Here is a 22,245-nt window from a genome sequence, read left to right as displayed (position 1 = left end):
CGCGCATGCCCTTTGCACAACAGTTCTGATGTCAGGGGCTTTGTTGAAGGGCGTGCGCGGAAGCCCGTAAGCGGTCGCGTCCGATAGGGGGCGATCGGATCGGTATCCAAGTGAACGGGGCAGCTCTGTTTTGCGGATGCAAGGGGCAAATGAACGCAGTTTTGCGTTCGTCTTAACGACGAGTGAAGCGCATGATCAACTTTCAACCCTCTTGGCTCGATTCTGACCTCGAAATGTATCGCGACACTGTGTCACGCTTCATCGAGAAGGAGATGGTGCCGCTGGATGAAGAAGCTCGTGAGCGGGGCAATGTCGGGCACGAACTGTGGCTAAAGGCTGGAGCACTTGGGCTTCTGTGTTCGGACATTCCGACAGAGTATGGCGGCGGCGGCGGCGATTTTCGCCATGAGGCGATCCTCTACGACGCAATGTCACGGCGCGGTTTGACGGGAATGAATCCGTCTGTGCACACGATTGTGGCCCACTACCTGCTCAACCACGGGACCGAGGCGCAAAAGCGCGAATATCTGCCGCGCTTGGCGAGTGGAGAATTGGTCGGCGCCATCGCAATGACCGAGCCGGGGGCGGGCTCGGATCTTCAATCTATTCGAACTCGCGCCGAGAGGCGCGGCGACACCTACGTGATCAACGGTTCCAAGACGTTCATATCTAACGGCCTCCTTGCAGGATTGGTGCTGGTTGTCGCGAAGACCAGCCCGGCTGAGCGAGCGAGCGGAATGTCGATCATTCTAGTTGAGACCGCAAAAGCTCCGGGCTTCAGGGTCGGCCGCGTGCTCGATAAGCTCGGACTGAAGGCGCAAGATACGTCCGAATTGTTCTTTGACGAAGTCGCCGTGCCAGCGTCAAATCTCCTCGGCGGAGTGGAAGGTCATGGCTTCTATCAATTGATGTCCGACCTGCCTTATGAGCGCACCATTATTGGTGTGATGGCGGTGGCGGCAATGGAGGGGGCGCTGGAGGCAACGCTTGCCTTCGTCCGCGAACGCAAGGCGTTCGGAAAACCGATCGCTGAATTCCAGAACACAAAATATAGGCTCGCCGAATTGGCCACTGTCACGAAGGTTGCGCGCAGCTTTGTCGATAAGTGCGTCGAAGCACTGGTTGACGGCACGCTCGACGCAGCGACGGCTTCGATGGCCAAACTCTGGGCCTCAGAACAGCAAGGCAAGGTCATCGACGAGTGTTTGCAGCTGCATGGCGGGTACGGCTTCATGAATGAGTACCTCATCGCACGCATGTATGCTGATGCACGGGTTCAGCGCATCTACGGAGGGACAAGTGAAATGATGAAGGAAGTGATCGCCAGGGCACTTTAGGCCGTCGTAATTGGCTGAATTCCATCGCGTGAACTCGTGGCCGACGGGTCGGCTCGCTCAAGAGGATGTCATGAAAGCAGTCTTGGTTGAGAACTACGACCATATCGACAATATCACCATCAAAGAGGTCGCTAAGCCGGAATTGTCGGCGGGAATGGTCCGCGTCGGGATTCAGGCCGCCGCCGTCGGCTTCGTCGATGGCTTGAAGGTGCAGGGCCTGTACCAGACCAAGGACCCGTTGCCGTTTACGCCCGGCTCGGAGTTTGCGGGCATCGTCGACGAGGCGGCTGCAGATGTTGAGGGCTTCGCTTCGGGTACGCCGGTCATCGGCATGGTCAGAAGTGGCGGCCTTGCCGAATATATTAGCGTGCCGGCCACGGACCTTTTCGTGACGCCAAAAGGCATTGAGCCCGAGGTCGGCGCCTCGTTCTTCGCTAACTACCTGACGGCGCTCTACGCACTCAGCGCTCGGGGAAAGCTACAGAGCGGCGAGATACTCTTGGTTTTGGGGGCCGCCGGCGGCGTAGGAATAGCGGCTGTTCAGATCGGAAAGTTGCTCGGCGGCCGCGTCATTGCGGCGGCTTCGACCGAGGAGAAGAGGCAGTTCGCGATGAAGTTTGGCGCGGATGCAGGTCTGGACTACACGCGTGAAGATTGGCGCGATGCGCTTAAGGAACTAACCGGTGGTCACGGCGCCGACGTGATCTATGATCCAGTCGGTGGTGACGTGAGCCTCCAAGCATTCCGGTCGATCGCCTGGAATGGGCGGCACTTGGTGGTCGGCTTTGCGTCTGGAACGATTCCTGCACTGCGTTTCAACCTGCCTCTTCTGAAGGGAGGGGCACTGCTGGGTGTCGACCTTGCGCAGATCGGTCGTCGCGAACCCGACGTGCGGGATCGAGTGATCGCGCAGCTCTTCACCTGGTTGAGCGAGAAGACGCTCGTTCCCGTCGTAGGGAAGGTCTTCGCATTCGAGGACTTCCACGAAGCGTTCAAAGCGATGACGACGCGCTCGGCACTCGGAAAGATGGTCGTCCGGATCGGCTGACGACATTCCTCGTTTAAGGTATTTGGAGACATTCACATGAACGTGTCGGACGCGCTCAATTCGCGGACCTCGGTCCGGGCGTTCTTGGACTTTCCCGTCCCCGGAGAGATCGTTAAGGAGATCCTGCTTTCTGCCGGCCGTTCGCCGTCTGGCGGAAATCTACAGCCGTGGCACGTGTGGGTGCTCGGTGGCCAAGAACTGTCGCGCTTCAAGGCGCTGATGGCCGAGCGGATCAAGGATAATCCGATGGGAGAGCAGCCGGAATACAATATCTATCCGCCCGACCTGAAGGAGCCGTATAAAACTCGGCGCTTGAAAAACGGCGAGGATCTCTACCGCACGATCGCAATTCCGCGCGAGCACAAGGCGGCACGCCTCAAGCAGCTTGCAAAGAACTTCAGCTTTTTCGGCGCGCCTGTCGGCCTGTTCTTTGCCATCGATCGCCAGATGGAGCCTGGGCAATGGGCTGACCTCGGCATGTACATGCAGTCGGTCATGCTGCTTGCGGTGGAGAAGGGATTGAGTACCTGCCCGCAGGAAGCCTGGGCGCTCTGGCACAAGACAGTGGCGGAGTTCATCGGATTGCCTTCCCATCTGATGCTTTTTTGCGGCATGGCCCTGGGGTACATGGATCCCGCACATCCGATCAACAGTTTGCGTGCTGATCGCGCAGACCTGTCGGAATTTACAACCTTCATCGGATTTTGATGGAGATGGCGTTCGGAATGTGCGCGCATCGCGGAACTGTCGAAACTTTTGAGTTTGGATGGGCCGCCGGGGCAATCGCCGACTATCCGTCTTGCTCAACTTCAAAAGGCTGAACGCTGATGACTTACGAATATGTCAAAGTTTCCCGCGACGGACACTGCACAATCGTTACCATCGACAGGCCTGAAGCACACAACGCCTTGAACTCGGCTTGCCATTGCGAACTTGAAGAGATTTTCGACGAGTTCGCCACGGATGAGCAACAGTGGGTCGCGATCATCACGGGAGCCGGGCAGAAAGCCTTCTGCTCAGGCCACGATCTAAAGCAGCAGGCTGCTGGCGGTGGACTCACAACTCCGCCAAAGGGTTTCGGGGGTATAACGAAGCGCTTTGATCTCGCAAAGCCGGTGATCGCCGCGGTCAACGGAGTAGCAATGGGCGGCGGTTTCGAGATCGCGCTTGCATGCGACATTGTCGTGGCGTCTGAAAACGCCGTGTTTGCTTTACCTGAGCCGCTCGTCGGCCTGGCGGCGCTCGCGGGAGGAATCCAACGGTTGCCCCGCGAGATCGGGCTCAAGCGAGCGATGGGCATGATGCTGACGGGGCGGCGGGTCAACGCCGAAGAGGCGCTCTTGCTCGGTCTCGTCAACGAGGTGGTGAGCGGCGACCTCATGGGCGCCGCTAGGCGTTGGGCCGACGAGATCCTTGCATGCAGCCCCATGTCGGTGCGTGCCACAAAGGAAGCGGTTCTTCGGGGGCTATCCCGACCCGTTTCGGAAGGGTTGTCGGAAGAATGGGATTATCCGGCAATGAAGGCGATGCTTGCCTCCGCGGATGCAGTCGAAGGTCCGCAGGCTTTCGCGGAAAAGCGAAAACCGGTTTGGAAGGGTCGCTAACGGCCACGACACCTTCGACAACGATGAAGGCTTTCTCAAGCTTGTCGTACTCCGACCCGATGGTCGTCAAGCGGATCAAGCGCTTAGCGCACCGATCGGCGCTAGCCCCCGCGCCGATACACCGGGGCGCCTGGGTCGCATTGTGTTGCGGCTAGGGGACGCGCTTAACGACTACGCGCGTCCCAAGTATTCACTCGAGTGTGTCCGAGTATCGCGCCGAAATCGACTGCTCCATTTTCGGTTTCAAACGGTCAGGCGATCGCCTGAATCTTCCCCGCATACATACTCGCCGGCCGCTCGAGCCCGTAATGCTCGCGCAGCGTCGAGCCGGTGAAGTCGTGGCGGAACAAGCCGCGCTTGCGCAGGATCGGTACGACCTGCTCGGCGAACAGATCGAAGCCGCCGGGCAGGAAGGGCGGCATAACGTTGAAACCGTCGGCGGCGCCGTTTTCGAACCAGGCCTGGATACTATCGGCAATCTTCTCCGGCGGACCGGCAATCACCCAGTGGCCACGCGCGCCGGCGAGGCGCTGCACGAGCTGACGTATCGTCGGCTTCTCGCGATCGACGATGTCGACCACGAGCTTGAAACGGCTGGCGACGCCCTGCGTGCCGCTGGTGTCGATCAGATGCCGTGGAAAGGGACCATCGAGGTCGAATCCGGTGAGGTCAAGACCGGTCATCTGGCGAAGCTGGGTCAGCGAGAATTCCGGCTGGATTAGCGCGTTGAACTCCTCTTGCAGGCGGTCAGCCTCAACCTGACTGCTAGCGATGAACGGACTGATTCCGGGCAGGATCTTGATCTGATCGGGACTGCGGTCGAAGGCGCGCGCCTGACGCTTGATGTCGGCATAAAACTCCTGGGCGCTCGCCAATGTCTGGTGCGCGGTGAAGATCGCTTCCGCAAAGCGCGCGGCAAAGGCTCGCCCATCCTCGGACGATCCGGCCTGGACATAGACCGGCCGCCCTTGGGGCGGCCGTGAGACGTTGAGCGGGCCGCGTACGCGAAAATGCTTTCCAATGTGGTCGATTGCGTGGATCTTGCTGGTGTCGGCGAAAATGCCGGAGACAGGGTCGTTGACCAGCGCGTCGTCTTCCCAGCTGTCCCACAGCCGTGTGATGACGTCGAGATATTCCCGCGCCCGCTCATAGCGCTCGTGATGCGGCGGATGCGCGGGCAGGCCGAAGTTCTGGGCCGCCTGCGGCGAACTCGTGGTCACGATGTTCCAGCCGGCGCGACCGCTGCTGAGGTGATCCAACGATGCGAACAGCCGCGCAAGATTGTAGGGCTCGGTGTAAGTCGTCGACGCGGTCGCGATCAGGCCGATATGCTTCGTGGCCGATGCGATCGCCGTGAGCAGGGTGATCGGCTCGAGCCGGAACCGCTGCGCGTAACGGACGTTGTCGGCCAGCGCCGGACCGTCGGCGAAGAACACCGCGTCAAATTTGTGGGCTTCCGCGCGCTGCGCCAGCTCCTGATAGTAGGTGACATCAAGGATGCGGTCCGTCGTTGAGGCCTTGTGACGCCAGGCCGCCTCGTGGTGACCGTCAGGATAGATGAAGAAGTTGAGTGAAAGTTGCCGTTTGCTCATAGCGTTGCTCGTTGGTTGCTGTCGGATATCGGCGTCGCGCTTTAGGTTTCACTCGAATCTATGTCGATGACCGCAAAGCTGTCGATGAAATGAATTTGCGTTGTTGCGGGCGAAGCGAGCATGAAGCGCGTGAGGTCCTCGGCGATCGGAGACGAGTGCGTTCGTCGTCACGAACAAACGCAGCACTTCGAGCTGTTTCGTGGCTGATTTGACTCGCTGTCACGCCGGTGACTCGGCGCAACCGACCATCACTATTGTAAATATTTCCGTGTCCGCTTGGCGTGCGAAGCGATCATTGCTCGCCGCGCAAAACAAAGCTGGTTTCGTTTCATTGACTGGATCGCGATCGCATTTACGATCTGCACCGTCCAAGCGAGGTCGTTCACCATGCGGCAATCCGATCCACCCGTCGTTCGCGAAGCAGCCCGGCTGATCTCGGTTCTGCGTGTGCGGTGCTGCGCTGGCGCGATGGCGGAGAGCTGTACCGCCGGGATCCGTGTGCCGCGAGCCATCCAGCCGCCGACGTGATCCCCTAGGACCACATCCAAGACTTCATCATCATTCGTCATCATCATTCTTCGCCGCTGCTCGTACGACCGGCGCATGGCGGAGCTTTGTCCAGAACATCACAGGAAAGACTACGATCATGAGCATCACGGCCACCACCATCGACAGCGTCATCCCGCGCGCCGACATCGTGAAACGCGCGGCACGGCTCGGCGCCGAGATCAGGAACGTCAAGCTGTCGGGCGACCTACCTGACGACGTCGTTCGCGCCATCAACCAGGTGCTGCTCGAGCACAAGCTCATTTTCTTCAGGGACCAGGGGCATCTCGACGATGCCGAGCAGGAGCGCTTTGCCGTCAGACTCGGAAAACTCGTGCCCCATCCGACGGTCGGTGCGACCAAGGGGACGTCGTCGATTCTGGAGCTTGACTCGGGGCGGGGCGGCGGCCGTGCCGACCAGTGGCACACGGATGTCACTTTCGTCGACGCCTATCCGAAGATTTCGGTTCTGCGGGGCGTGGTGATCCCGCCGTACGGCGGTGACACCGTTTGGTCGAACACGGCGGCGGCCTATCTCGACCTGCCGGCGCCGCTGCGCAAGCTCGCGGATGAGCTCTGGGCGATCCACAGCAACGCCTATGACTACGCCGTGAAGACGCGCGCGAGCGAGGCGGATAGAAAGCACTTCGACGAGGTATTCACCGGAACGATCTATGAAACCGAGCATCCGGTGGTACGGGTCCACCCCGAAACCGGCGAGCGCACGCTCGTGCTGGGTAATTTCGTGCAGCGCTTCGTCGGCCTGCCGAAATATGATGGCCAGAAGCTGTTCGAGCTGTTCCAGTCCCACATCACTGCGCCGGAGAACACCGTGCGCTGGAATTGGCAGGCCGGTGACGTTGCGATCTGGGACAACCGCGCAACCCAGCATTACGCCGTCAACGACTATGGCGACCAGCACCGCGTGGTCCGGCGCGCCACCATCGACGGCGAGGTGCCGCTCAGTGTCGACGGTCGCCGCAGTGTGACGCGCATCAAGGCGTCGAAACCGCAGACGGCCAAGGCCGCTTGATCCCGCTTCACTGACAGGATTTATCAGAATGAATTCGCTATTTCGATTTGTTGGCGCACGGCATCGCGCCGCGCGATTGGCGCTCGCTGGCGCCTTCATGCTGGGCCTCGCGGCTCCGGCCGCTGCCGAGCCGCCGCTCGAAAAGACCGAAATCCGCTATCAAGGCTGGGCCGGGCAGGTGACCTTCATCGAGCTTGCCGACGATCTTGGCTATCTCGCGCCGCTCAAGCTCAAATGGGTCGGCAATACCATCAGCGGCCCGCAGGACATCCAGACCGTCGTGACCGGCGATATCGATATCGGCGGCGCATTCTACGGCGCGATCCTCAAGCTCATCGCCGCAAAGGCGCCGATCAAGGCCGTGGTCGGGTATTATGGCTCCGACGCGAACACCTATAATGGCTATTATGTGAAGGACGACAGTCCGATCAAGGCCGCACGCGACTTGCTCGGCAAGAAGGTCGCGGTCAATACGCTGGGCGCGCATCTGGAGTTCGTGCTTCGAGAATATCTGGCCAGGGGTGGTCTCGGCGCGAGTGAAGCCAAGCAGGTGACGCTGGTGGCGGTCCCGCCGGTGACCGGCGAGCAGGCGCTGCGCCAGGGGCAAGTCGAAGTGAGCGCGCTCGGCGGCGTGCTGCGCGACAAGGCACTGGAGAGGGGTGGTATTCACTCACTGTTCAACGACACAGATCTGTTCGGCCAGTTCACCGGTGGCTCCTATGTACTGCGGGACAAGTTCATCAAGGATAATCCTGATGCCGCCCGCAGGCTGGTCGAGGGCATTTCGCGCGCGATTGACTGGGCGCAGACGACGCCCGCCGAAGAGGTGCGGGCCCGGTTCGACCGGATCATCGCCGAGCGCAAGCGCAACGAGGATGCCTCTTCGATCAAGTATTGGAAGAGCACCGGCGTCGCATCCAAGGGCGGCGTGATCTCGGACCGCGAAATCCAGGTGTGGATCGACTGGCTCGAGAAGGATGGCCTGTTCAAGCCCGGTCAGATCAAGCCCCCCGACACCTACACCAACGCGTTCAACTATTTCCGTCCGGGAAAGACGGCGGAGGTGCAATGACCCCGGTCAAGATCAGCTTCGAGCAGGTCCGCAAGGAATTCATCACGCGAGGTGAGGGCGGCCGCCCTGCAGGCCGCTTCACGGCCCTTGACGACATCACGCTCGACGTTCGCACCGGCGAGTTCCTGGTCTTGGTCGGCCCAAGCGGCTGCGGGAAATCGACCTTGCTCGATTTGCTGGGCGGACTGACGACGCCGACCAGCGGCCGCATCCTGCTCGACGGGCGCCCCATCGCCGGACCCGGACGCGACCGCGGAATCGTATTTCAGCAGTACGCCCTGTTTCCTTGGCGGACCGCCGCGGAGAACGTCGAATTCGGGCTCGAGATCGCCGGATTCAAGGCCAGGCAGCGGCTTGAGATCGCGCGGCATTTCCTCGACCTGGTCGGCTTGTCGGGCTTTGCCAATCGGTATCCGCACGAGCTGTCCGGCGGCATGAAGCAGCGCGTCGCGATCGCCCGAAGCCTCGCCTACGATCCGGAGGTGCTGCTGATGGATGAACCGTTCGCGGCGCTGGACGCTCAGACTCGCGAGACGCTCCAGGGTGAATTACTGCGGATCTGGCGCGCCACCGGCAAGACCATCGTCTTCATCACCCATGGCATCGACGAAGCCGTCGTGCTCGGCCAGCGGGTGGCGGTCATGACGTCCCGTCCGGGCCGGATCAAGCAACTCGTCGACATCCCCGAGGTACTACGCGACGAGGCAGGCGATGTGCGCTCGCTGCCGGAGTTCGGCCATGTACGCCATGAGGTCTGGAGCTTGCTGTGCGACGAGGTGCAGAAGGCCCAGCAGGGCCAGTTGAACGCAGATGTCGGTGCGCGACATGTGGACCACGAGGTGAAGGAGATCGCCCATGTCTAGTCTGGAAACGCTGACACTGCTGGAGCTCGCGCACGGACGCCGAGAGGCGCTCACTGGCGTGCAACTTCCCCCCTCGCCGGCGGTGAGTGGGGCCCGTGCCGCGATCCGCCAGTTGACTGTCCTTGGACACCGCTCCCTGTTACTGATTGCCTTGTTGTTGCTATGGGAGGCGGCGCCCAGGCTCGGCCTGATCGATGCGGTATTCCTGCCGCCGTTCTCGGAAGTGATTGCCGCCGGCTGGCAGCTCGCGCAAACCGGCGAGCTCTATGATGATGCCTCCGCCAGCTTGCTGCGCGCGTTGAGCGGGTTTCTGATATCGGTCGCACTGATCGTGCCCCTTGGCCTGGCAGTCGGCAGGTCAGCCCGGCTCGGCAATCTCCTGAACCAGTTCATCGAGATCTGCCGCAACACCGCGCCGCTCGCGCTGCTGCCGGTGTTCATCCTGCTGCTCGGGATCGGCGAGATGTCGAAGATCACGATGGTGATCTACAGCTGCGCCTGGCCACTCCTGCTGAACACCGTCGCCGCGGTGAAGCAAGTCGATCCGCTCCTGATCAAATCGGCGCGGACCATGGGCGCGACGCCGCAGCAACTGTTCCGCAAGGTGATTCTTCCAGCTTCGCTTCCTACCATCTTTGTCGGTATTCGCCTTGCGAGCGCATCCGCCATGCTCGTGCTGGTCGCGTCCGAGATGGTCGGCGCCAAGGCTGGTCTTGGCTATCTCATCATCAACAGCCAGTACAGCTTCCTGATCCCGCAGATGTACTTCGGCATTCTCGCCATCACGGTCATCGGGCTCGCGTGCAATGCCGTCGTCGAGGCGCTGGAGCGGCGCTTCATGCGATGGAAAGCGCCGGTGACGGCATGAGCGTGCAGATAACGTCGCGACGCGAAGCCCTATCGCAATCATCTGAACTGCGGACGTGAGTATGACATCTCTCTACGAAACAGCGAAGTCTTCGCAGATCGATTCGAATACCTTCTTCACCTTTACATCATCGAAGCAAAAATGCGCCCCTTCGTCGATCCACCACTCGATTTTGCCGTCCCGTGCGATCCGGGATGCCTCACCACCCAAATGATCTAATTGTCTTCCATGCGCCTGTACAATCACACAGAAATCCAGTTCACGAAGTATCGCGTCACCGGCCTTTGATCTCGACCCACGCATCTTGCGGCGTTGTGATGCGGCTGATCGTGTCGAGACAAGACTGTTGCGAGCCTGGCACATGAGAGGAGGAAAGCTCTCCGGGACGCCGCGCCCCGTTCTCGGTGGAACACGATCGGCTTGCGTTAGGCGTCCTGAACGGCAAACCTAGGAAACGACGCTTGTTTGGTCTAGGATTGTTGCCGGGGGGTGGACTGCATTGTTTCACAATGAGCATTTTGAACCCGGAGGGCCACCGGCAATAATTATTGTCGGTGGGCTTTTCAAGGAGAAGCAGATGCTGGTTGGGGTGCCCTATCTGGCGATTGGCGTCTGCGTCATGGTCGCAGCCTGGCTTGTGATGAACTGGCTCATCTAGCGGGCCGTATTGCGTGGGGGGCGTCAATGCATGATTGGAAGAGCGAGCTCGATGCGCTTGTCGCTGAAACCACGGCGTTCGCCAGATCGCTGAAGGTGGATGAGCGGCCTCAGCCGAAAAAAGTCGCCGAGCAGGGTACCCCCAGCGTGCCGGACTATGGCGGTAGCGAACGTGATGAGATCAGGAAGCGGGTCGAGACTTTCCAAGCGCATCAAGAGCGCTTCATGCGCGAACGCGAGGAATATGCCGATTCCTTGCTGCGCCGGATCAAGCCGATCGAGAAGCGCTAGAAGAGCTCTTAAACGTTCAGGAACCCCGCCGCCCTTGAGTCGTGCACCTCACGCAATACGGGCTCTCAAGCCTGAGGAATTTTTCGGCGCATTTCGGACCCTGGTAAGCTCGCCGCATGGCTCGATCCCAGAGCGCGAAAGCTCTCAGGCTCGATTGAACGTCACGCTTGCGAGTTTTCATCGTATATCTACCCCACAACGCAGGAAAAATGCCTTTCTTTCTACAAACAGCAGGAGTTCTGCTCCAAGCTCGGGGCAACGTCCCGCTCGAGCATTCGAGGCGATCGCCGGAGGGAGCTGCGACAGCTATTTGCGATTGACTAAGATCAAATCATCAAATGAGAATCCTATATCCTTCAGCAAGACTAAACGGAGGCTAGAGGTCTCATGCGCATCCTTCTGTTTATCGGTCTGCTCGCACTTGCCATTCTCGTCGGCTTTGAATCGCCTTTGACCGCCAGTCCGCGAGGTCGCTCGTACATACCCCCGGATCGGCAGGACGTTTATTGCCTGCAAGGACGTACCTGGGGATATCCGGGCAATTGCCAGTTCTCCACTTATGACCAGTGCATGGCCACTGCATCCGGTACTTACGCCTATTGCGGTATGAATCCTATCTACGCGTTCCAGCGACAGGGAGGAAAATTGCACTGATGTATGATCGTCAAGGGTGATCGAGGTATCCCTCAGAGCATTGCTCATATCGACGGATCCGGCCATCCAAGTTGAGAGTCGTTGGACGTCTTGATCGGAGGCCCTTCGTGCGAGTACGCTACGCGATGTAGTCTCCTCAGTCGCATCGGACCGAAGCAACAACGATTGGGGCGCAGTGGCTCGTCGGCGTCACGCCCAGTTGCGTGTCGCTCTTGATTCAATTCAAGGAGCGTGCCTTTCCGGCAATGCGCCACCGAAACATGCCCGCTCTCGTCGTGAGCGGCGGGGGCATCCTACGCACCGCGATGTTGACGCTCGCAGTCTCTTCCGAATAGTGGTTTCTGGGCTAGCTTAACTCAGTCGAACCGCCGCGGTACGGACTCGTGTATGCCATGTGGTGTATGAAGGCGGCATCGCGAGACGTCCCCCTATCCCGATCAACCAAAGCACAAATTGCGGGCTAACCAGTTGGGGCTTTTGCGGCAGCGTCGCGCCACGACTATGCGAGCTTCGTAGGGCGGACGCGCTGATTTCCTCAAGGAGCTTTAGTCGGAAGCCACCGAGGGCGCGTCGTCGTGCTTGAGGTGTCGCTTTCGGATGTTGTAACTCACCACCCAGATCACGCCGACCGCGATCGGCACGAAGGCTGCGGTTAGGAACGAGGGCTCTACACGCAGTCCGACATCGTGCGCGCCCTTGGCCAGATAGCTAAACAGGCTGACCACGTAATATCCGATCGCCCCGACCGACAATCCTTCGACCGTGCACTGCATCCGAAGTTGCTGCCTCGCGCGCTCGTTGATAGCGTGCAAGAGGTCACGATGCTGTCGTTCAATTTCGACGTCGACACGGGTTCGCAACAGATCGGCGGCACGCGCAAGCTTGACCGATAGGGTGGCCTGACGATCCTCCACGGTCGCGCAGGTGCGCATCGCAGGCGCCATGCGGCGCGCCAGAAACGACGACCAGGTCGGATAGCCCGCCACATCGTTGCCTTCAATGATTGACAGTCGCGATTGGACCAGCTCGTTGTAAGCCCTGCTGGCGCCGAAGCGAAACAGGCTGCCGGTCGCGCCTCTTTCGAACGACGCGGCCAACGCCGTCAGCTCCGCAAGCAGATGGTTGTTGAATTTTAGCCCCGCACCGCTTTGCATTTTTTCGAGCGCCTCGACAAGACGGCGATCGATGCGATCAACAGACGGTGCAAGCTCAAGGGCCGCCGACAGGCCAAGCAGCGCCAAAGGACGGTAGGTCTCGATTTCCAGGAGCCGTTGCACCAGCGCTCCGAGATCGTGCGACGTCAACCCGAGGTCGCAGACGAGGATTTTCGTGAAGCCTTTTTCATCGACGCGGAAGTCGGAGGCGGCAACGCCTGCACCGCTCTTTGTGGCAACCATGGCCAAGCTATTCTTATCAAAAATCTGTTCGGCGCGCTTGATCGGCGAGGCTTCCTGCTCCACTTCTAACCTGATCGCGACCAGTAATTGTCCGGTCTGCCGCAATGCGCGGATCAGCGATCGGACGGCATTATCAGTTTTGTCGAATTGGTGAGCGGCAGGACCATTTGCGCTAGGCCAGAACCAGGTGAATGTTGTAAATTCCGAATGCTGCTCCCAGCGTAGCGTAGCGGGCCCGATGACAATCTGATGATGTTTCGCCGATTGCCCAGGCGGCGGAAGATTGCGGTCCACGCAGAAATCGATAAAACGGCAGCGATCGCTTGCGGCTGCCTCGCCCTGCGCAAGAAAAGCCAAGTGGATCACGCTGAATGGCGAAGCAAGGCGCGTGAAAGGGCGCGCATGCACCTCGCCGAGCACGGCGTCGCGTTGCGGATGTGGCGTGAAGGTACGCAGATCCAGTTCATTGATCATGTATTGACCCCTCGCTTCAGAGTGAGAAAGCGACCGTCAGCCTTCACGCGGGAGGCATTGGCGGTGCTGGAAAACGGGTGCGCGGCAGGCGCCGATCAAGTCACGTTGGTGATCGATACCAAGGCCGCCTTCAGCTCGAGAAAGAGGTCTTGCGGGAGCAGGATCAGGCCGAGCAGATTGAGCCGGAACAGCCTCATCCGGCTTTCGACTGACGCCGTCAAAGACGTCTGCGGGGCACGGTCCGGCGGCGGGATGGCGGCATTGTGGATCAATGCTTATAGCGGTGCGCCAACAAGCTGTTCCGCTACCTCGGCCGTAGCGTGCGAGACCGTCCGACCAATGCCTAGATCGACGTGGACATGGTTGTCTGTCTCCGAGTCCCACGGACATCGCCCGCCACCGAAGGATTGCCGCGTGCAAGTGAAGATACGCCGGCCGTCTTCTGAAAACAGGTTTCCGGCGGCATGACCGATGGCAAGCAAGGGCGTCTTCGGTTCTCCCAGCGGGGTGCAGACAGTCGACCTCTGTTGCGGCAATTGCTTCGTCGATTGATAGATCGATGCCCAAACCGCGACTCCCACCTTGTTGCTGCCCCAACTTCCTGGCGCGGGGAGCCGGTGCAGGATTTGGGCCAGCACTATAGAAGGGCACGCTCGCGTGTTTCTTGGCGCAATGTGGTCTTCGAAGACGGTAGGAGACGGATTTCAGACATGAAGTGCGCTTGTATTCTGACAGAATGCGCACGGGGGCAGGCCACGGGGATTGCCTGTTTCGGCAAGATGATCGCTCGCCCGGCCGCTGCCATTGTCTGGCGGCTCCGCTGTCGTCGAATTGGTCGATGCAGAGCCTGGAGAGTGACCGCGCCCGGACCGCGGGGCAAGGCTTCGCGATGGGCTCAGAACGTCACATCGAGTGAGGTTGACTGGATCACGCACCCAGACACCTGCTTTCCGAGAGCGACCCTCACTCGCGGTCTTCGGTTTCCGGGATTAGAATCCCGCCTCGCTTGGGGGCAGATGAGGCGGGCGCTTCGATCGTCATTCTTCGCTCGCAGGCAACAAGCCCACCAAGGCCTTCGCTTCTGACTTCAGAGCATCGACTGCGGTCTACCTAAGCGGCCAAGCGTGGGATTGCCGCTTCCGTCAATCGCAAGAATCGGGTGTTGCGTGTCACCGACGCAGCAGCTCGCGAGATGGACCGGGCGCGCGATCGTGTGCTTGCCGCTTTCCGACGGCCGTATCCCTCCTTCAAGGTCGTCCTCGAATGACGTCGCCTCGGCTTTAGCCAAGCTGCCGTGAGGTGCAATCAAGTGGGGCCACATTTTGACCTGCAGCGAAAGACTGCGACGGATACTCGAAGCCGGTGTGTTTGACGGCGAGATTGGCCCGGTGACGGCGCGCGAACTCGTTGAAATGCCGGACGCCGAATGGGGTAGGCTTTGTGCCATTGCGTAGGCGGCCCGTGCCCTCAGGAATAGAGGCCACTACTAGACTTAGTAGGTTTGTTGTTCCCGACTCTTAGCTAACTGAAGAGAGCCGTTAGGCAGATGCGCCTAGTGCAACATAAGGCAGAACCACGACAATCCGGCCTGTCCCGCAACCTTAAACCATCGGCCGCTGAAAGAAAGGTGCGGCCGGACCGGGGAGAAAACTCTATGCTGTTCGATTTAACCGCGCTGCGCCACATTCCTCTCGCGCTGGCCCTACTTGCGTGCACCGTGATGGGGAGCGCCCGCGCCGACGATCCGCCGCCGCGTCCCGACGCCCCGACGCCGGTCGGCCAGAAGGGCGAGCCCGGCGCGCGCAGCGCCAGCGCGCCGACTTCCCCATCGGGGGCCGAGCAGCATCGCCTGCCGCCGGATTCGACCATCAAGCAGACGCTGGAGCTGCCCGGGCGGACGCTTCGTTTCATCGCGACTGCGGGCTCGATCCACGTGTTCGACCACAAGGGCGAGCCGCAGGCCGACATCGCCTACACCTCCTATCAGCTCGACGGCACAGATCGCGCCACGCGTCCGGTGACGTTCCTCTTCAACGGCGGCCCCGGGTCATCCTCTGCTTGGCTGCAGTTCGGCAATGCCGGGCCATGGCGGCTGCCGATCGATGCGGAAACCGTCACAGCGTCGGCCTCGCCCGAGGTCAGGCCCAACGCCGAGACGTGGCTCGATTTCACCGACCTCGTGTTCATCGATCCCGTCGGTACCGGCTATAGCCGTTTCGTGGCGACGGGCGAAAATGTGCGCAGGCGGTTCTATTCGGTCGATGGTGACGCCAGTTCAATCGCGCTTGTGATCCGCCGCTGGCTCGAGAAGCACGAGCGGCTCTCCTCGCCGAAATATGTCGCGGGCGAAAGCTATGGCGGCATTCGCGGACCGAAGGTTGTGCGCAATCTGCAGATGGAGCAGGGCGTCGGCGTGAAGGGCCTGATCCTGCTCTCGCCGCTGTTCGACTACCGAGAGTTCACAAGCACGAGCCTTCTGGGACTTGTCGCATCGCTGCCAACCTATGTCGCGGTGGCCCGCGAAGCCAAGGGCGAGGACAGGGGGGCGGTCAAACGCGCCGATCTCGCCGATGTCGAAGCTTACGCGCGTGGCGAATTTTTGGCCGACCTCATCAAGGGCCAAGCAGACAAGGAGGCCACCAACCGTCTCGCCGACAAGGTCGCCGCATTGACCGGCATTGACAAGGCCGTAAGCCGACGGCTCGCCGGGCGCTTTGACCGCGGCGAATTCCGCCGCGAGTTCGACCGCAAGAGCGGCAAGGTGACCGGCGGTTATGACGCCTCAGTGCGCGGCCTCGATCCCTATCCGGACTCGGATAGCTACCGCTTCGGCGATCCCTCGGGCGATGCGCTCGCGGCGCCGTTGAGCAGTGCCGCCGTCGATGTCCTGACGCGCAAGCTCAACTGGCGGCCGGACGGCTCGTATGAACTGCTCAACCGCGCGGTCACACGGGCCTGGGATTTCGGCCACCAGAGCCTACCGGAGTCGCTTTCAGAGCTGCGCGAGATCCTTGCCACGGACGCGAAGCTGAACGTGATGGTCGGGCACGGACTGTTCGATATTGTTACGCCCTATTTCGGCTCGAAGCTGGCGCTCGATCAGTTGCCGCCCTTTGCGTCGGCGCCGCGGGTCAAACTCGCGGTCTATCCGGGCGGCCACATGTTTTATTCACGCGACGCCTCGCGCCAGGCCTTTCGTGCCGAGGTCGAAGCGATGATGAAGTAGGGCGTGTAAAGGCAGCAGCGCTTGAACATCTGCGCGCTGTTGGTGCCAAAGCCTGAGCCTGGTCACCGCGAATTGGTGCCGGAGATCGTGGGGCCGCAGGGGCTTCCCGACAGGCTGGCGGTCGACCCGTTCGCGGACGACGTCGCCGCGCGCTACGGCGTGAAGCTGAACGGCAATACCCGCGCGGGGAACGGGATCATCGAGGAGAAGCGAGTGCCAAGGCGTCCACGCGCGAGCAAGATGCACAGATAAGTAGGAATGCCGGACCTGCGGCTTGGCGCTGTCCACTGCTGAAAACGAATTGCGGATTAAGCCCTTCTCCAACTCTTAGGCTCAGGAACCGGCGAACGTCCCCGCGGATGCTGTAGTCGATGGTTTTCCAGTCGGCATGCGGGCGCAGCCGCTGATGCAGCTCGTTGAGTACGGGCTGATTTGGGCCAGCCTCTTATCGATGATCTCTACGCTCACGCGTCTGACCGCTCAATTTCGCGAGCGGATGCAAGTGCAGCCTGGGAATGACTTACCGCTTCGGCGAGCTTTTCGATCTCGTCTCGAAGCGCGGCGATTTGGCCCTCAATAGAAGATATCCGGAATACAGACTGAGCGATTTTTGTCCAAGGCACATTGTGCCCCCGCTGTGCCCCTACTTTTTCGGGGCACACTTCAAGGGAACAAGATCTCTAACTTACTGATTAAAGGGGCTAAATGGTGGGCGCACAAGGGATCGAACCTTGGACCTCTCCCGTGTGAAGGGAACGCTCTCCCGCTGAGCTATGCGCCCGGGACCATCATGCAGGCGGCCGGACTTTCGGCCGGCCGGCGCATTGGAGCCCGCGATTTAGAAGTGCGGGCCCAAGGTGTCAAGTTTCGAGGTGCCTTGCGGCCCGAAAACCTTCGGCCAATCAGGTAATCCGGCCGAGAGACCGCGTTTTGGGCCGCCTACGCGCCCTGCTGGCGGGCGCGGGAGGCGTGGGCCTGGAGCGCACGGATGCGCTCGGCGAGCGTTCCACCGCCCTCGGGCAGGCTCGGGGTGCCGTTGGTCGCGGCGTCGTTGGCCGGGCGCGGTGCCGGCTTCGGCGGCTGGCCGGCCTCGGCCGCGAGCAGGGCCTCGATCGGCGAGTTCGGGCCTTCGAGCTGCATCGCAAGCTTTGCCACTTCGGCGGCGATGTCGTTGATGCGCTCGCGCAAGAGCGCGTTCTCCATCCGCTCGGTCGCCCAGGAACTTTCCGCCTGCTGCTGGATCGCGTTGATGTCGCGCTGGAGTTTTGCGCGCTCGTCGCGCGCGGTGCGCAGCTGCTCCTCCAGCGCGGTCTTTTCCGCTCGGATCGCTTCGAACGCGGCCGAGGACTTGCCGCCGCTCAGGGCGGCGATCTCGACGCGCAGCTCCTTGATGGTGCGCTCGTCGCCCTCATGGGCCTGGCGGAGCTGGTTGTTCTCATAGTCGCGCTCGGCGAGCAGCTTGCCTTGCGTCGCAAGGCGGCCTTCGAGGTCGGCGACGCGGCCGGACAGCATCTCGGCCTCCTTCACCTGCACGATCAGCTGGCGATCGAGCTCGTTGACGCGCTGGCTCAGATTCTCGACGCGGCCGCGGGCATCGCCGAGCTCGCGCGAGGCGGTCTCGGACTCGGTTCGCTCCTGCGCCAGCCGCGCCTGCGTCGCGACGAACTCCTTCTCGGCATCGCCGACGCGATTCTTGAGCTCTTCGATCTGCGCGCGTACCACGACCAGTTCGACCTGGCGGCTCTCGGCCATCATCGAGCGGTCGGACAGTTCGGAGTTGATCTTGGCGAGCTCGCCCTGCTTGTCGGTCAGCGCGTTCTCGGCGGCCCGCAAGCTCTCGGTCTTGGCGTTGAATTCCTCTTCGGTGGCGCGGAGCTGCTCCTTCACCGCCTTCTCGCGCGCCTCGAGCGCGAAGATCGTGGCGTTCTTCTCCCCGAGCTCGATCTTCATGCGGTTGATGGCGTCGCTCTTCTTGCCGAGTTCGGCGAGTTGGCTCGTGGTCTTGTTCTTGAGCTGCTCGACGCTCATCTCGAGCCGCCGCGCCGACATGGCGAATTCGGCGCGCAGCTGGTCCTTGTCGGCCTGGATCTCGGCCATCGACAAGGGCGTGGCGGCCTCGAGCCGGCGCGTGGTCAGGCGGACCGCCCGGTTATGCACCAGCGGCACGATGGCAAGCCCGCACAGCATCGAGAGCAGGAAACCGATCGCCAGGTACATGATCGGTTCGACCATGGGCCAGAACTCCCAAAGCTAAGGAAAAATTTACCAACGACAATGCATGCGGGGCCGGCAAAAAGCCAGCCCAGGCCTGTCGTTAACCTTGATCCGTCACAGGATGGGAGAAGGACCCTAGAAAGGGTTCCAGGTCGCGCGCGGGGTGTATTTGAGGTAGCCGATATTGGCTCCCAGCCGTAGCCCAAGGCCCGAGCGGATCGGCACCAGCACGATGTTGTTGGAGGTCAGCGCCGTCATGCCGAAGCCGCCGATGATGTAGGCCGAGCCGTCGATGCCGGCGAAGCGCTGGTAGATCGCGTTGGTGGCGGGCAGGTTATAGACCAGCGTCATGGTGCGCGCGCCGTCGCCGCCCCAGTCGAAGCCGAGCGAGGGGCCCTGCCAGTAGACCCTGAGGTCGCCGGCGTTCTTGGTGTAGAGCGTGCCCTCGCCGTAGCGCAGGCCGGCCACGAAGGCGCCGGAACCTTCCTCACCCAGGATATAGCCGTTGGGCAGGCCCCATTGGCTGATCGCCTTCTCGATGATCGAGGCGAGCCCGCGCGAGACGTTGCCGAAGAAACGGTGCCCGGCGCCGACGAGCTCGTCCGGCCCATAGGTACTTGGTGTCGGGGTCCGCTGCGGCGGCGGCAGATTGGGCGGCGGCGCCTGCTGGGCGGAGGCCGGCACGATCCAGCCGACCATCGCGGCAAGCGCGAGCGCAGCAAGGCGTGATGCGAAAGTCATAAAAGAACCCCTGGTATCGAATCCCGTCGCTTCCTTAACCTGACGCCAACAGGCACGGCTCTAGGTTGCGCCGGATGTCCCCTCGACTCGGATGTTATCCGCAGCAACTATGACGGCACAACGGCAGGAAGATAGCCCTTTGCGCCCCGGAATTGCCTTGATCGCCCTCCGCCTGTGCCTGCTGGCGGGGATTTGGATCGGCTGCCCGGGGTTTCCGGCGCAGGCCGCCACCACCGAGCGGATCGTCGTCAACCGCTTCACCGGCGTCGCCATCGAGGGCTTCGACCCCGTCGGTTATTTCGTCGACGGCACCGCCGAACAGGGGACGGCCGAGTTCGAGGCCAACCTCTGGGGCGCGGTCTGGCGCTTCAGGAACGAGGGCAACCGGGCCTCTTTCCTCGCCCATCCCGAGGTCTACGGGCCGCAGTTCGGCGGCTACGATCCGGCTGATATCGCCCGTGGTGTCACCATCGCCGGCAATCCCCGGTTCTTCGTGATCGCGGCGCAGCGGCTCTATCTGTTCAGCCGGGAAGCCAATCGTGACGCCTTCGCCGCCGATCCCGAGCGCTTCCTCTATGAGGTCGGCAAGCGCTGGCCGGCCCTCCAGGACAAGCTCGGCCAGTAGCAAGCTCAGTCAGTAGCAGCCTACCGCGCCTGCGGGTCGCCCCAGGCGATGAACTCCGGGATGATGAAGTTGCTACCCTGCCGCTCGCCGAAGCGGAGCTCGCCGCCCTGGCCGTCGGTCACCTTGCCGCCGGCCGCCGTCACGACCGCGCAGCCGGCCCCGACGTCCCATTCCGAGGTCGGCCCGAAACGGGGATAGATGTCGGCGCTGCCTTCTGCGATCCGGCCGAATTTCACGGCCGAGCCGCAGGTCTTTCTCATCGCATTGGGCCTGTTATCGATGAACGCCTCGCTCTTGGGATCGCCGTGCGAGCGGCTCACGGCCGCGATCCAGGGCTCTCCCTCGGCCGGCAGCTTGCGGGTGCGGATCGGTTCGGCAGCGCCGAGGGTCGTGCCGTCAAACCTCACCCGCTCGGCGCCGCGGCCAACAATGCCGCGCCAGAGCAGGCCGAGCGCGGGCGCACTGACGATGCCGAGCAGCGGCACGCCCGAGGTCACGAGGGCGAGGTTGACGGTGAACTCATCGCGGCCGGCGACGAACTCCTTGGTGCCGTCGAGCGGATCGATCAGGAAGAAGCTGCCCAGAAACGGCGGGGAGGCGAGCTGGGTCCGCTCTTCCGAGAGCGTCGGGACGTCGCCCGCGAGCCGGGCCAGACCGTCTGCGATGATGCGGTCGGCGGCGAGGTCGGCCTCGGTCACGGGCGAGCCGTCCTGCTTGCCGTCGACCCGCATCGCCGCGCGGTTGACGCTGAGGATCGCTTCGCCCGCCTTCACCACCAGCGCGGTGAGCGGCTCCATCAGGCCGGATGCCTCCGCGGCGTCGATGATCCTCACGTGCATGCCTCATTCATCGGCAATTCTCGCCCCTGTCAGTTGATTCGCCCGCAGCCCTTTATGGCCGCTTCGAACCTATCGCAAGCTAGCTGGCACAGGCTGGCGAATGTTAGAACCCGCAGCATCCGTCAAGCATGCGTGATTCGCGGCGTCCAGCGCCGTGCAATTTCAGGAACCCTCCAGGACCCCTTTATATGTCTGACGCCTCGTCGCCCGCGACCGCCACTGCTCCCGATATGCTCGAACTCGCCGCGCTGCTGTGCTCGCGGGTCTGTCACGATCTCATCAGCCCCGTGGGCGCCATCGTCAACGGGCTCGAAGTGCTCGACGACGATCCCAAGCCCGACGACCGCGAATTCGCGCTCGACCTCATTCGCAAGAGCGCCAAGACCGCATCCGCCCGTTTGCAGTTCTGCCGTCTCGCTTTCGGCGCGGCCGGCTCCTCCGGCGCGCAGATCGACCTCGGCGATGCGCAGACCATGGCGAAGGGGCACATCGAGGACGGCAAGTGCTCGATCACCTGGAATCTGCCGCGGCTGCTGCTGCCGAAGAATCGCGTCAAGCTGCTGCTCAACATGCTGGTCGTGTCCCAGCATACGATCCCGCGCGGCGGCATGCTGACGATCGACCCGATCGGCGAGGGCGAGACGATGAGCTTCCGCATCACCGCGACCGGACATAATGCGCGCCTGCCGCAGAACATCTCCGAGCTGCTCAGCGGCGAACGGGGACCTGCCGCGGATGCGCACGCGATCCAGCCTTATTATACGCGGCTGCTCGCGCAGGCCTGCGGGCTCACCGTGACGCTCAAGCTGGAAGGCGAAGCCATCATCGTTACCGCTTCGTAAACGCGCATCCGCGCGCTCAGAGGTTAAGCCAATCTTTACGAGGCGCTTCGGCTTGTCCGGAGCGCCTTATCTCTTTGTTGGTTCCGTTCTTTTCCACATACTCAACCATTATTAAACGCTTTGCGGTGAAGCTGGCCTCATTCCGAAATGGCGCATCACGCCTCGTGCGCGCCCTCCCTGTATGAAGGCCTGTTTTCATGGATGATCTGTTGCGGGAGTTTTTGACGGAGACCAGCGAGAGCCTGGACACCGTCGACAATCAACTGGTGAAGTTCGAGCAGGAGCCGAACAACGCCAAGATCCTGGATAACATCTTCCGCCT

The 22,245-nt window shown here is 61.7% G+C and carries 20 protein-coding genes and 1 tRNA gene; 14 read left to right on the top strand and 7 right to left on the bottom strand.

Annotation, left to right across the window (positions count from 1 at the left end):
* Window positions 1-191: 191 nt before the first annotated feature.
* From RAD15_RS42265 to RAD15_RS42250, 4 genes are all read left to right on the top strand, one after another.
* On the top strand, window positions 192-1,337 hold the full coding sequence (locus RAD15_RS42265; RefSeq protein ID WP_270162942.1) for an acyl-CoA dehydrogenase family protein: 1,146 nt from the start codon (window positions 192-194) through the stop codon (window positions 1,335-1,337).
* A gap of 70 nt (window positions 1,338-1,407) precedes the next feature.
* Window positions 1,408-2,385, top strand: coding sequence for an NADPH:quinone oxidoreductase family protein (locus RAD15_RS42260; RefSeq protein WP_458184596.1), 978 nt, complete (start codon window positions 1,408-1,410; stop codon window positions 2,383-2,385).
* A gap of 36 nt (window positions 2,386-2,421) precedes the next feature.
* Window positions 2,422-3,093, top strand: coding sequence for a nitroreductase (locus tag RAD15_RS42255; protein ID WP_375849383.1), 672 nt, complete (start codon window positions 2,422-2,424; stop codon window positions 3,091-3,093).
* Between the two features lie 119 nt (window positions 3,094-3,212).
* Window positions 3,213-3,989, top strand: coding sequence for an enoyl-CoA hydratase-related protein (locus RAD15_RS42250; protein ID WP_375849381.1), 777 nt, complete (start codon window positions 3,213-3,215; stop codon window positions 3,987-3,989).
* 251 nt (window positions 3,990-4,240) lie between these two features.
* Here RAD15_RS42250 and RAD15_RS42245 read toward each other — a convergent pair whose 3' ends face one another.
* Both RAD15_RS42245 and RAD15_RS42240 read right to left on the bottom strand, forming a co-directional pair.
* Window positions 4,241-5,581 (bottom strand): LLM class flavin-dependent oxidoreductase, encoded by a 1,341-nt coding sequence (locus tag RAD15_RS42245; RefSeq protein WP_375849379.1) that lies wholly within the window; start codon window positions 5,579-5,581, stop codon window positions 4,241-4,243.
* 251 nt (window positions 5,582-5,832) lie between these two features.
* Window positions 5,833-6,156 (bottom strand): hypothetical protein, encoded by a 324-nt coding sequence (locus RAD15_RS42240; protein ID WP_270162937.1) that lies wholly within the window; start codon window positions 6,154-6,156, stop codon window positions 5,833-5,835.
* Between the two features lie 71 nt (window positions 6,157-6,227).
* Between RAD15_RS42240 and RAD15_RS42235 the strand changes: the two genes are divergently transcribed.
* From RAD15_RS42235 to RAD15_RS42210, 6 genes are all read left to right on the top strand, one after another.
* Window positions 6,228-7,160, top strand: a complete 933-nt coding sequence (locus RAD15_RS42235) for a TauD/TfdA dioxygenase family protein (RefSeq protein ID WP_375849377.1) — start codon at window positions 6,228-6,230, stop codon at window positions 7,158-7,160.
* Between the two features lie 28 nt (window positions 7,161-7,188).
* On the top strand, window positions 7,189-8,232 hold the full coding sequence (locus RAD15_RS42230) for an ABC transporter substrate-binding protein (RefSeq protein WP_375849376.1): 1,044 nt from the start codon (window positions 7,189-7,191) through the stop codon (window positions 8,230-8,232).
* Window positions 8,229-9,095 carry an ABC transporter ATP-binding protein gene (locus tag RAD15_RS42225; RefSeq protein ID WP_375849374.1) on the top strand — a complete coding sequence of 289 codons (867 nt, stop codon included), beginning with the start codon at window positions 8,229-8,231 and terminating at the stop codon, window positions 9,093-9,095. The genes RAD15_RS42230 and RAD15_RS42225 overlap by 4 nt, the downstream gene beginning before the upstream one ends.
* Window positions 9,088-9,963, top strand: coding sequence for an ABC transporter permease (locus RAD15_RS42220; protein WP_375849372.1), 876 nt, complete (start codon window positions 9,088-9,090; stop codon window positions 9,961-9,963). Before RAD15_RS42225 ends, RAD15_RS42220 begins: the two co-directional genes overlap by 8 nt.
* A 684-nt stretch (window positions 9,964-10,647) precedes the next feature.
* Window positions 10,648-10,911, top strand: a complete 264-nt coding sequence (locus tag RAD15_RS42215) for a hypothetical protein (protein ID WP_375849370.1) — start codon at window positions 10,648-10,650, stop codon at window positions 10,909-10,911.
* Window positions 10,912-11,298: 387 nt separating this feature from the next.
* Entirely contained in the window at window positions 11,299-11,565 is a 267-nt protein-coding gene (locus RAD15_RS42210; RefSeq protein WP_375849368.1) for a DUF3551 domain-containing protein, read from the top strand.
* A gap of 545 nt (window positions 11,566-12,110) precedes the next feature.
* On the opposite strand, the gene RAD15_RS42205 is transcribed toward RAD15_RS42210, so the two are convergent.
* Window positions 12,111-13,436, bottom strand: a complete 1,326-nt coding sequence (locus RAD15_RS42205) for a DUF3422 family protein (protein ID WP_375849366.1) — start codon at window positions 13,434-13,436, stop codon at window positions 12,111-12,113.
* Window positions 13,437-15,090: 1,654 nt separating this feature from the next.
* Here RAD15_RS42205 and RAD15_RS42200 point away from each other — a divergent pair.
* Entirely contained in the window at window positions 15,091-16,662 is a 1,572-nt protein-coding gene (locus RAD15_RS42200; protein WP_375849364.1) for a S10 family peptidase, read from the top strand.
* A 21-nt stretch (window positions 16,663-16,683) separates the two neighbouring features.
* A complete protein-coding gene (locus RAD15_RS42195) occupies window positions 16,684-16,914 on the top strand; it encodes a hypothetical protein (protein WP_375849362.1) in 231 nt (76 codons plus the stop codon).
* Window positions 16,915-17,368: 454 nt separating this feature from the next.
* Here the strand turns inward: RAD15_RS42195 and RAD15_RS42190 are convergent.
* The 3 genes from RAD15_RS42190 to RAD15_RS42180 all read right to left on the bottom strand — a co-directional run bounded on the left by RAD15_RS42190 (window position 17,369) and on the right by RAD15_RS42180 (window position 19,617).
* A tRNA-Val gene (locus RAD15_RS42190) sits at window positions 17,369-17,443 on the bottom strand.
* 158 nt (window positions 17,444-17,601) lie between these two features.
* On the bottom strand, window positions 17,602-18,894 hold the full coding sequence (locus RAD15_RS42185) for a hypothetical protein (protein ID WP_458184595.1): 1,293 nt from the start codon (window positions 18,892-18,894) through the stop codon (window positions 17,602-17,604).
* A gap of 117 nt (window positions 18,895-19,011) precedes the next feature.
* Window positions 19,012-19,617, bottom strand: coding sequence for a DUF1134 domain-containing protein (locus RAD15_RS42180; RefSeq protein ID WP_458184594.1), 606 nt, complete (start codon window positions 19,615-19,617; stop codon window positions 19,012-19,014).
* A 139-nt stretch (window positions 19,618-19,756) separates the two neighbouring features.
* On the opposite strand from RAD15_RS42180, the gene RAD15_RS42175 reads away from it, so the two are divergent.
* Entirely contained in the window at window positions 19,757-20,242 is a 486-nt protein-coding gene (locus tag RAD15_RS42175) for a YHS domain-containing (seleno)protein (RefSeq protein ID WP_458184593.1), read from the top strand.
* Window positions 20,243-20,262: 20 nt separating this feature from the next.
* Here the strand turns inward: RAD15_RS42175 and RAD15_RS42170 are convergent, their stop codons facing one another.
* Window positions 20,263-21,081, bottom strand: a complete 819-nt coding sequence (locus RAD15_RS42170; RefSeq protein WP_458184592.1) for a 3'(2'),5'-bisphosphate nucleotidase CysQ family protein — start codon at window positions 21,079-21,081, stop codon at window positions 20,263-20,265.
* Window positions 21,082-21,269: 188 nt separating this feature from the next.
* Here RAD15_RS42170 and chpT point away from each other — a divergent pair, with 188 nt between their 5' ends.
* The gene (gene chpT, locus RAD15_RS42165; protein ID WP_458184591.1) at window positions 21,270-21,923 is read left to right on the top strand and encodes a histidine phosphotransferase ChpT; all 654 of its coding nucleotides are present in this window, start codon (window positions 21,270-21,272) and stop codon (window positions 21,921-21,923) included.
* Window positions 21,924-22,245 lie beyond the last annotated feature (322 nt).

The organism is Bradyrhizobium sp. 14AA (assembly GCF_054185205.1).
Note: the sequence above shows the minus strand (reverse complement) of the source record. Positions and strands in the feature narration are given on the sequence as shown.

What these genes read in the sequence shown, in the direction of transcription:
- RAD15_RS42265 (WP_270162942.1), top strand. Translation starts at nt 192, where the DNA reads ATGATCAACTTTCAACCCTCTTGGCTCGATTCTGACCTCGAAATGTAT.
- RAD15_RS42260 (WP_458184596.1), top strand. Translation starts at nt 1,408, where the DNA reads ATGAAAGCAGTCTTGGTTGAGAACTACGACCATATCGACAATATCACC.
- RAD15_RS42255 (WP_375849383.1), top strand. Translation starts at nt 2,422, where the DNA reads ATGAACGTGTCGGACGCGCTCAATTCGCGGACCTCGGTCCGGGCGTTC.
- RAD15_RS42250 (WP_375849381.1), top strand. Translation starts at nt 3,213, where the DNA reads ATGACTTACGAATATGTCAAAGTTTCCCGCGACGGACACTGCACAATC.
- RAD15_RS42245 (WP_375849379.1), bottom strand. Translation starts at nt 5,581, where the DNA reads ATGAGCAAACGGCAACTTTCACTCAACTTCTTCATCTATCCTGACGGT.
- RAD15_RS42240 (WP_270162937.1), bottom strand. Translation starts at nt 6,156, where the DNA reads ATGATGATGACGAATGATGATGAAGTCTTGGATGTGGTCCTAGGGGAT.
- RAD15_RS42235 (WP_375849377.1), top strand. Translation starts at nt 6,228, where the DNA reads ATGAGCATCACGGCCACCACCATCGACAGCGTCATCCCGCGCGCCGAC.
- RAD15_RS42230 (WP_375849376.1), top strand. Translation starts at nt 7,189, where the DNA reads ATGAATTCGCTATTTCGATTTGTTGGCGCACGGCATCGCGCCGCGCGA.
- RAD15_RS42225 (WP_375849374.1), top strand. Translation starts at nt 8,229, where the DNA reads ATGACCCCGGTCAAGATCAGCTTCGAGCAGGTCCGCAAGGAATTCATC.
- RAD15_RS42220 (WP_375849372.1), top strand. Translation starts at nt 9,088, where the DNA reads ATGTCTAGTCTGGAAACGCTGACACTGCTGGAGCTCGCGCACGGACGC.
- RAD15_RS42215 (WP_375849370.1), top strand. Translation starts at nt 10,648, where the DNA reads ATGCATGATTGGAAGAGCGAGCTCGATGCGCTTGTCGCTGAAACCACG.
- RAD15_RS42210 (WP_375849368.1), top strand. Translation starts at nt 11,299, where the DNA reads ATGCGCATCCTTCTGTTTATCGGTCTGCTCGCACTTGCCATTCTCGTC.
- RAD15_RS42205 (WP_375849366.1), bottom strand. Translation starts at nt 13,436, where the DNA reads ATGATCAATGAACTGGATCTGCGTACCTTCACGCCACATCCGCAACGC.
- RAD15_RS42200 (WP_375849364.1), top strand. Translation starts at nt 15,091, where the DNA reads ATGCTGTTCGATTTAACCGCGCTGCGCCACATTCCTCTCGCGCTGGCC.
- RAD15_RS42185 (WP_458184595.1), bottom strand. Translation starts at nt 18,894, where the DNA reads ATGGTCGAACCGATCATGTACCTGGCGATCGGTTTCCTGCTCTCGATG.
- RAD15_RS42180 (WP_458184594.1), bottom strand. Translation starts at nt 19,617, where the DNA reads ATGACTTTCGCATCACGCCTTGCTGCGCTCGCGCTTGCCGCGATGGTC.
- RAD15_RS42170 (WP_458184592.1), bottom strand. Translation starts at nt 21,081, where the DNA reads ATGCACGTGAGGATCATCGACGCCGCGGAGGCATCCGGCCTGATGGAG.
- chpT (WP_458184591.1), top strand. Translation starts at nt 21,270, where the DNA reads ATGTCTGACGCCTCGTCGCCCGCGACCGCCACTGCTCCCGATATGCTC.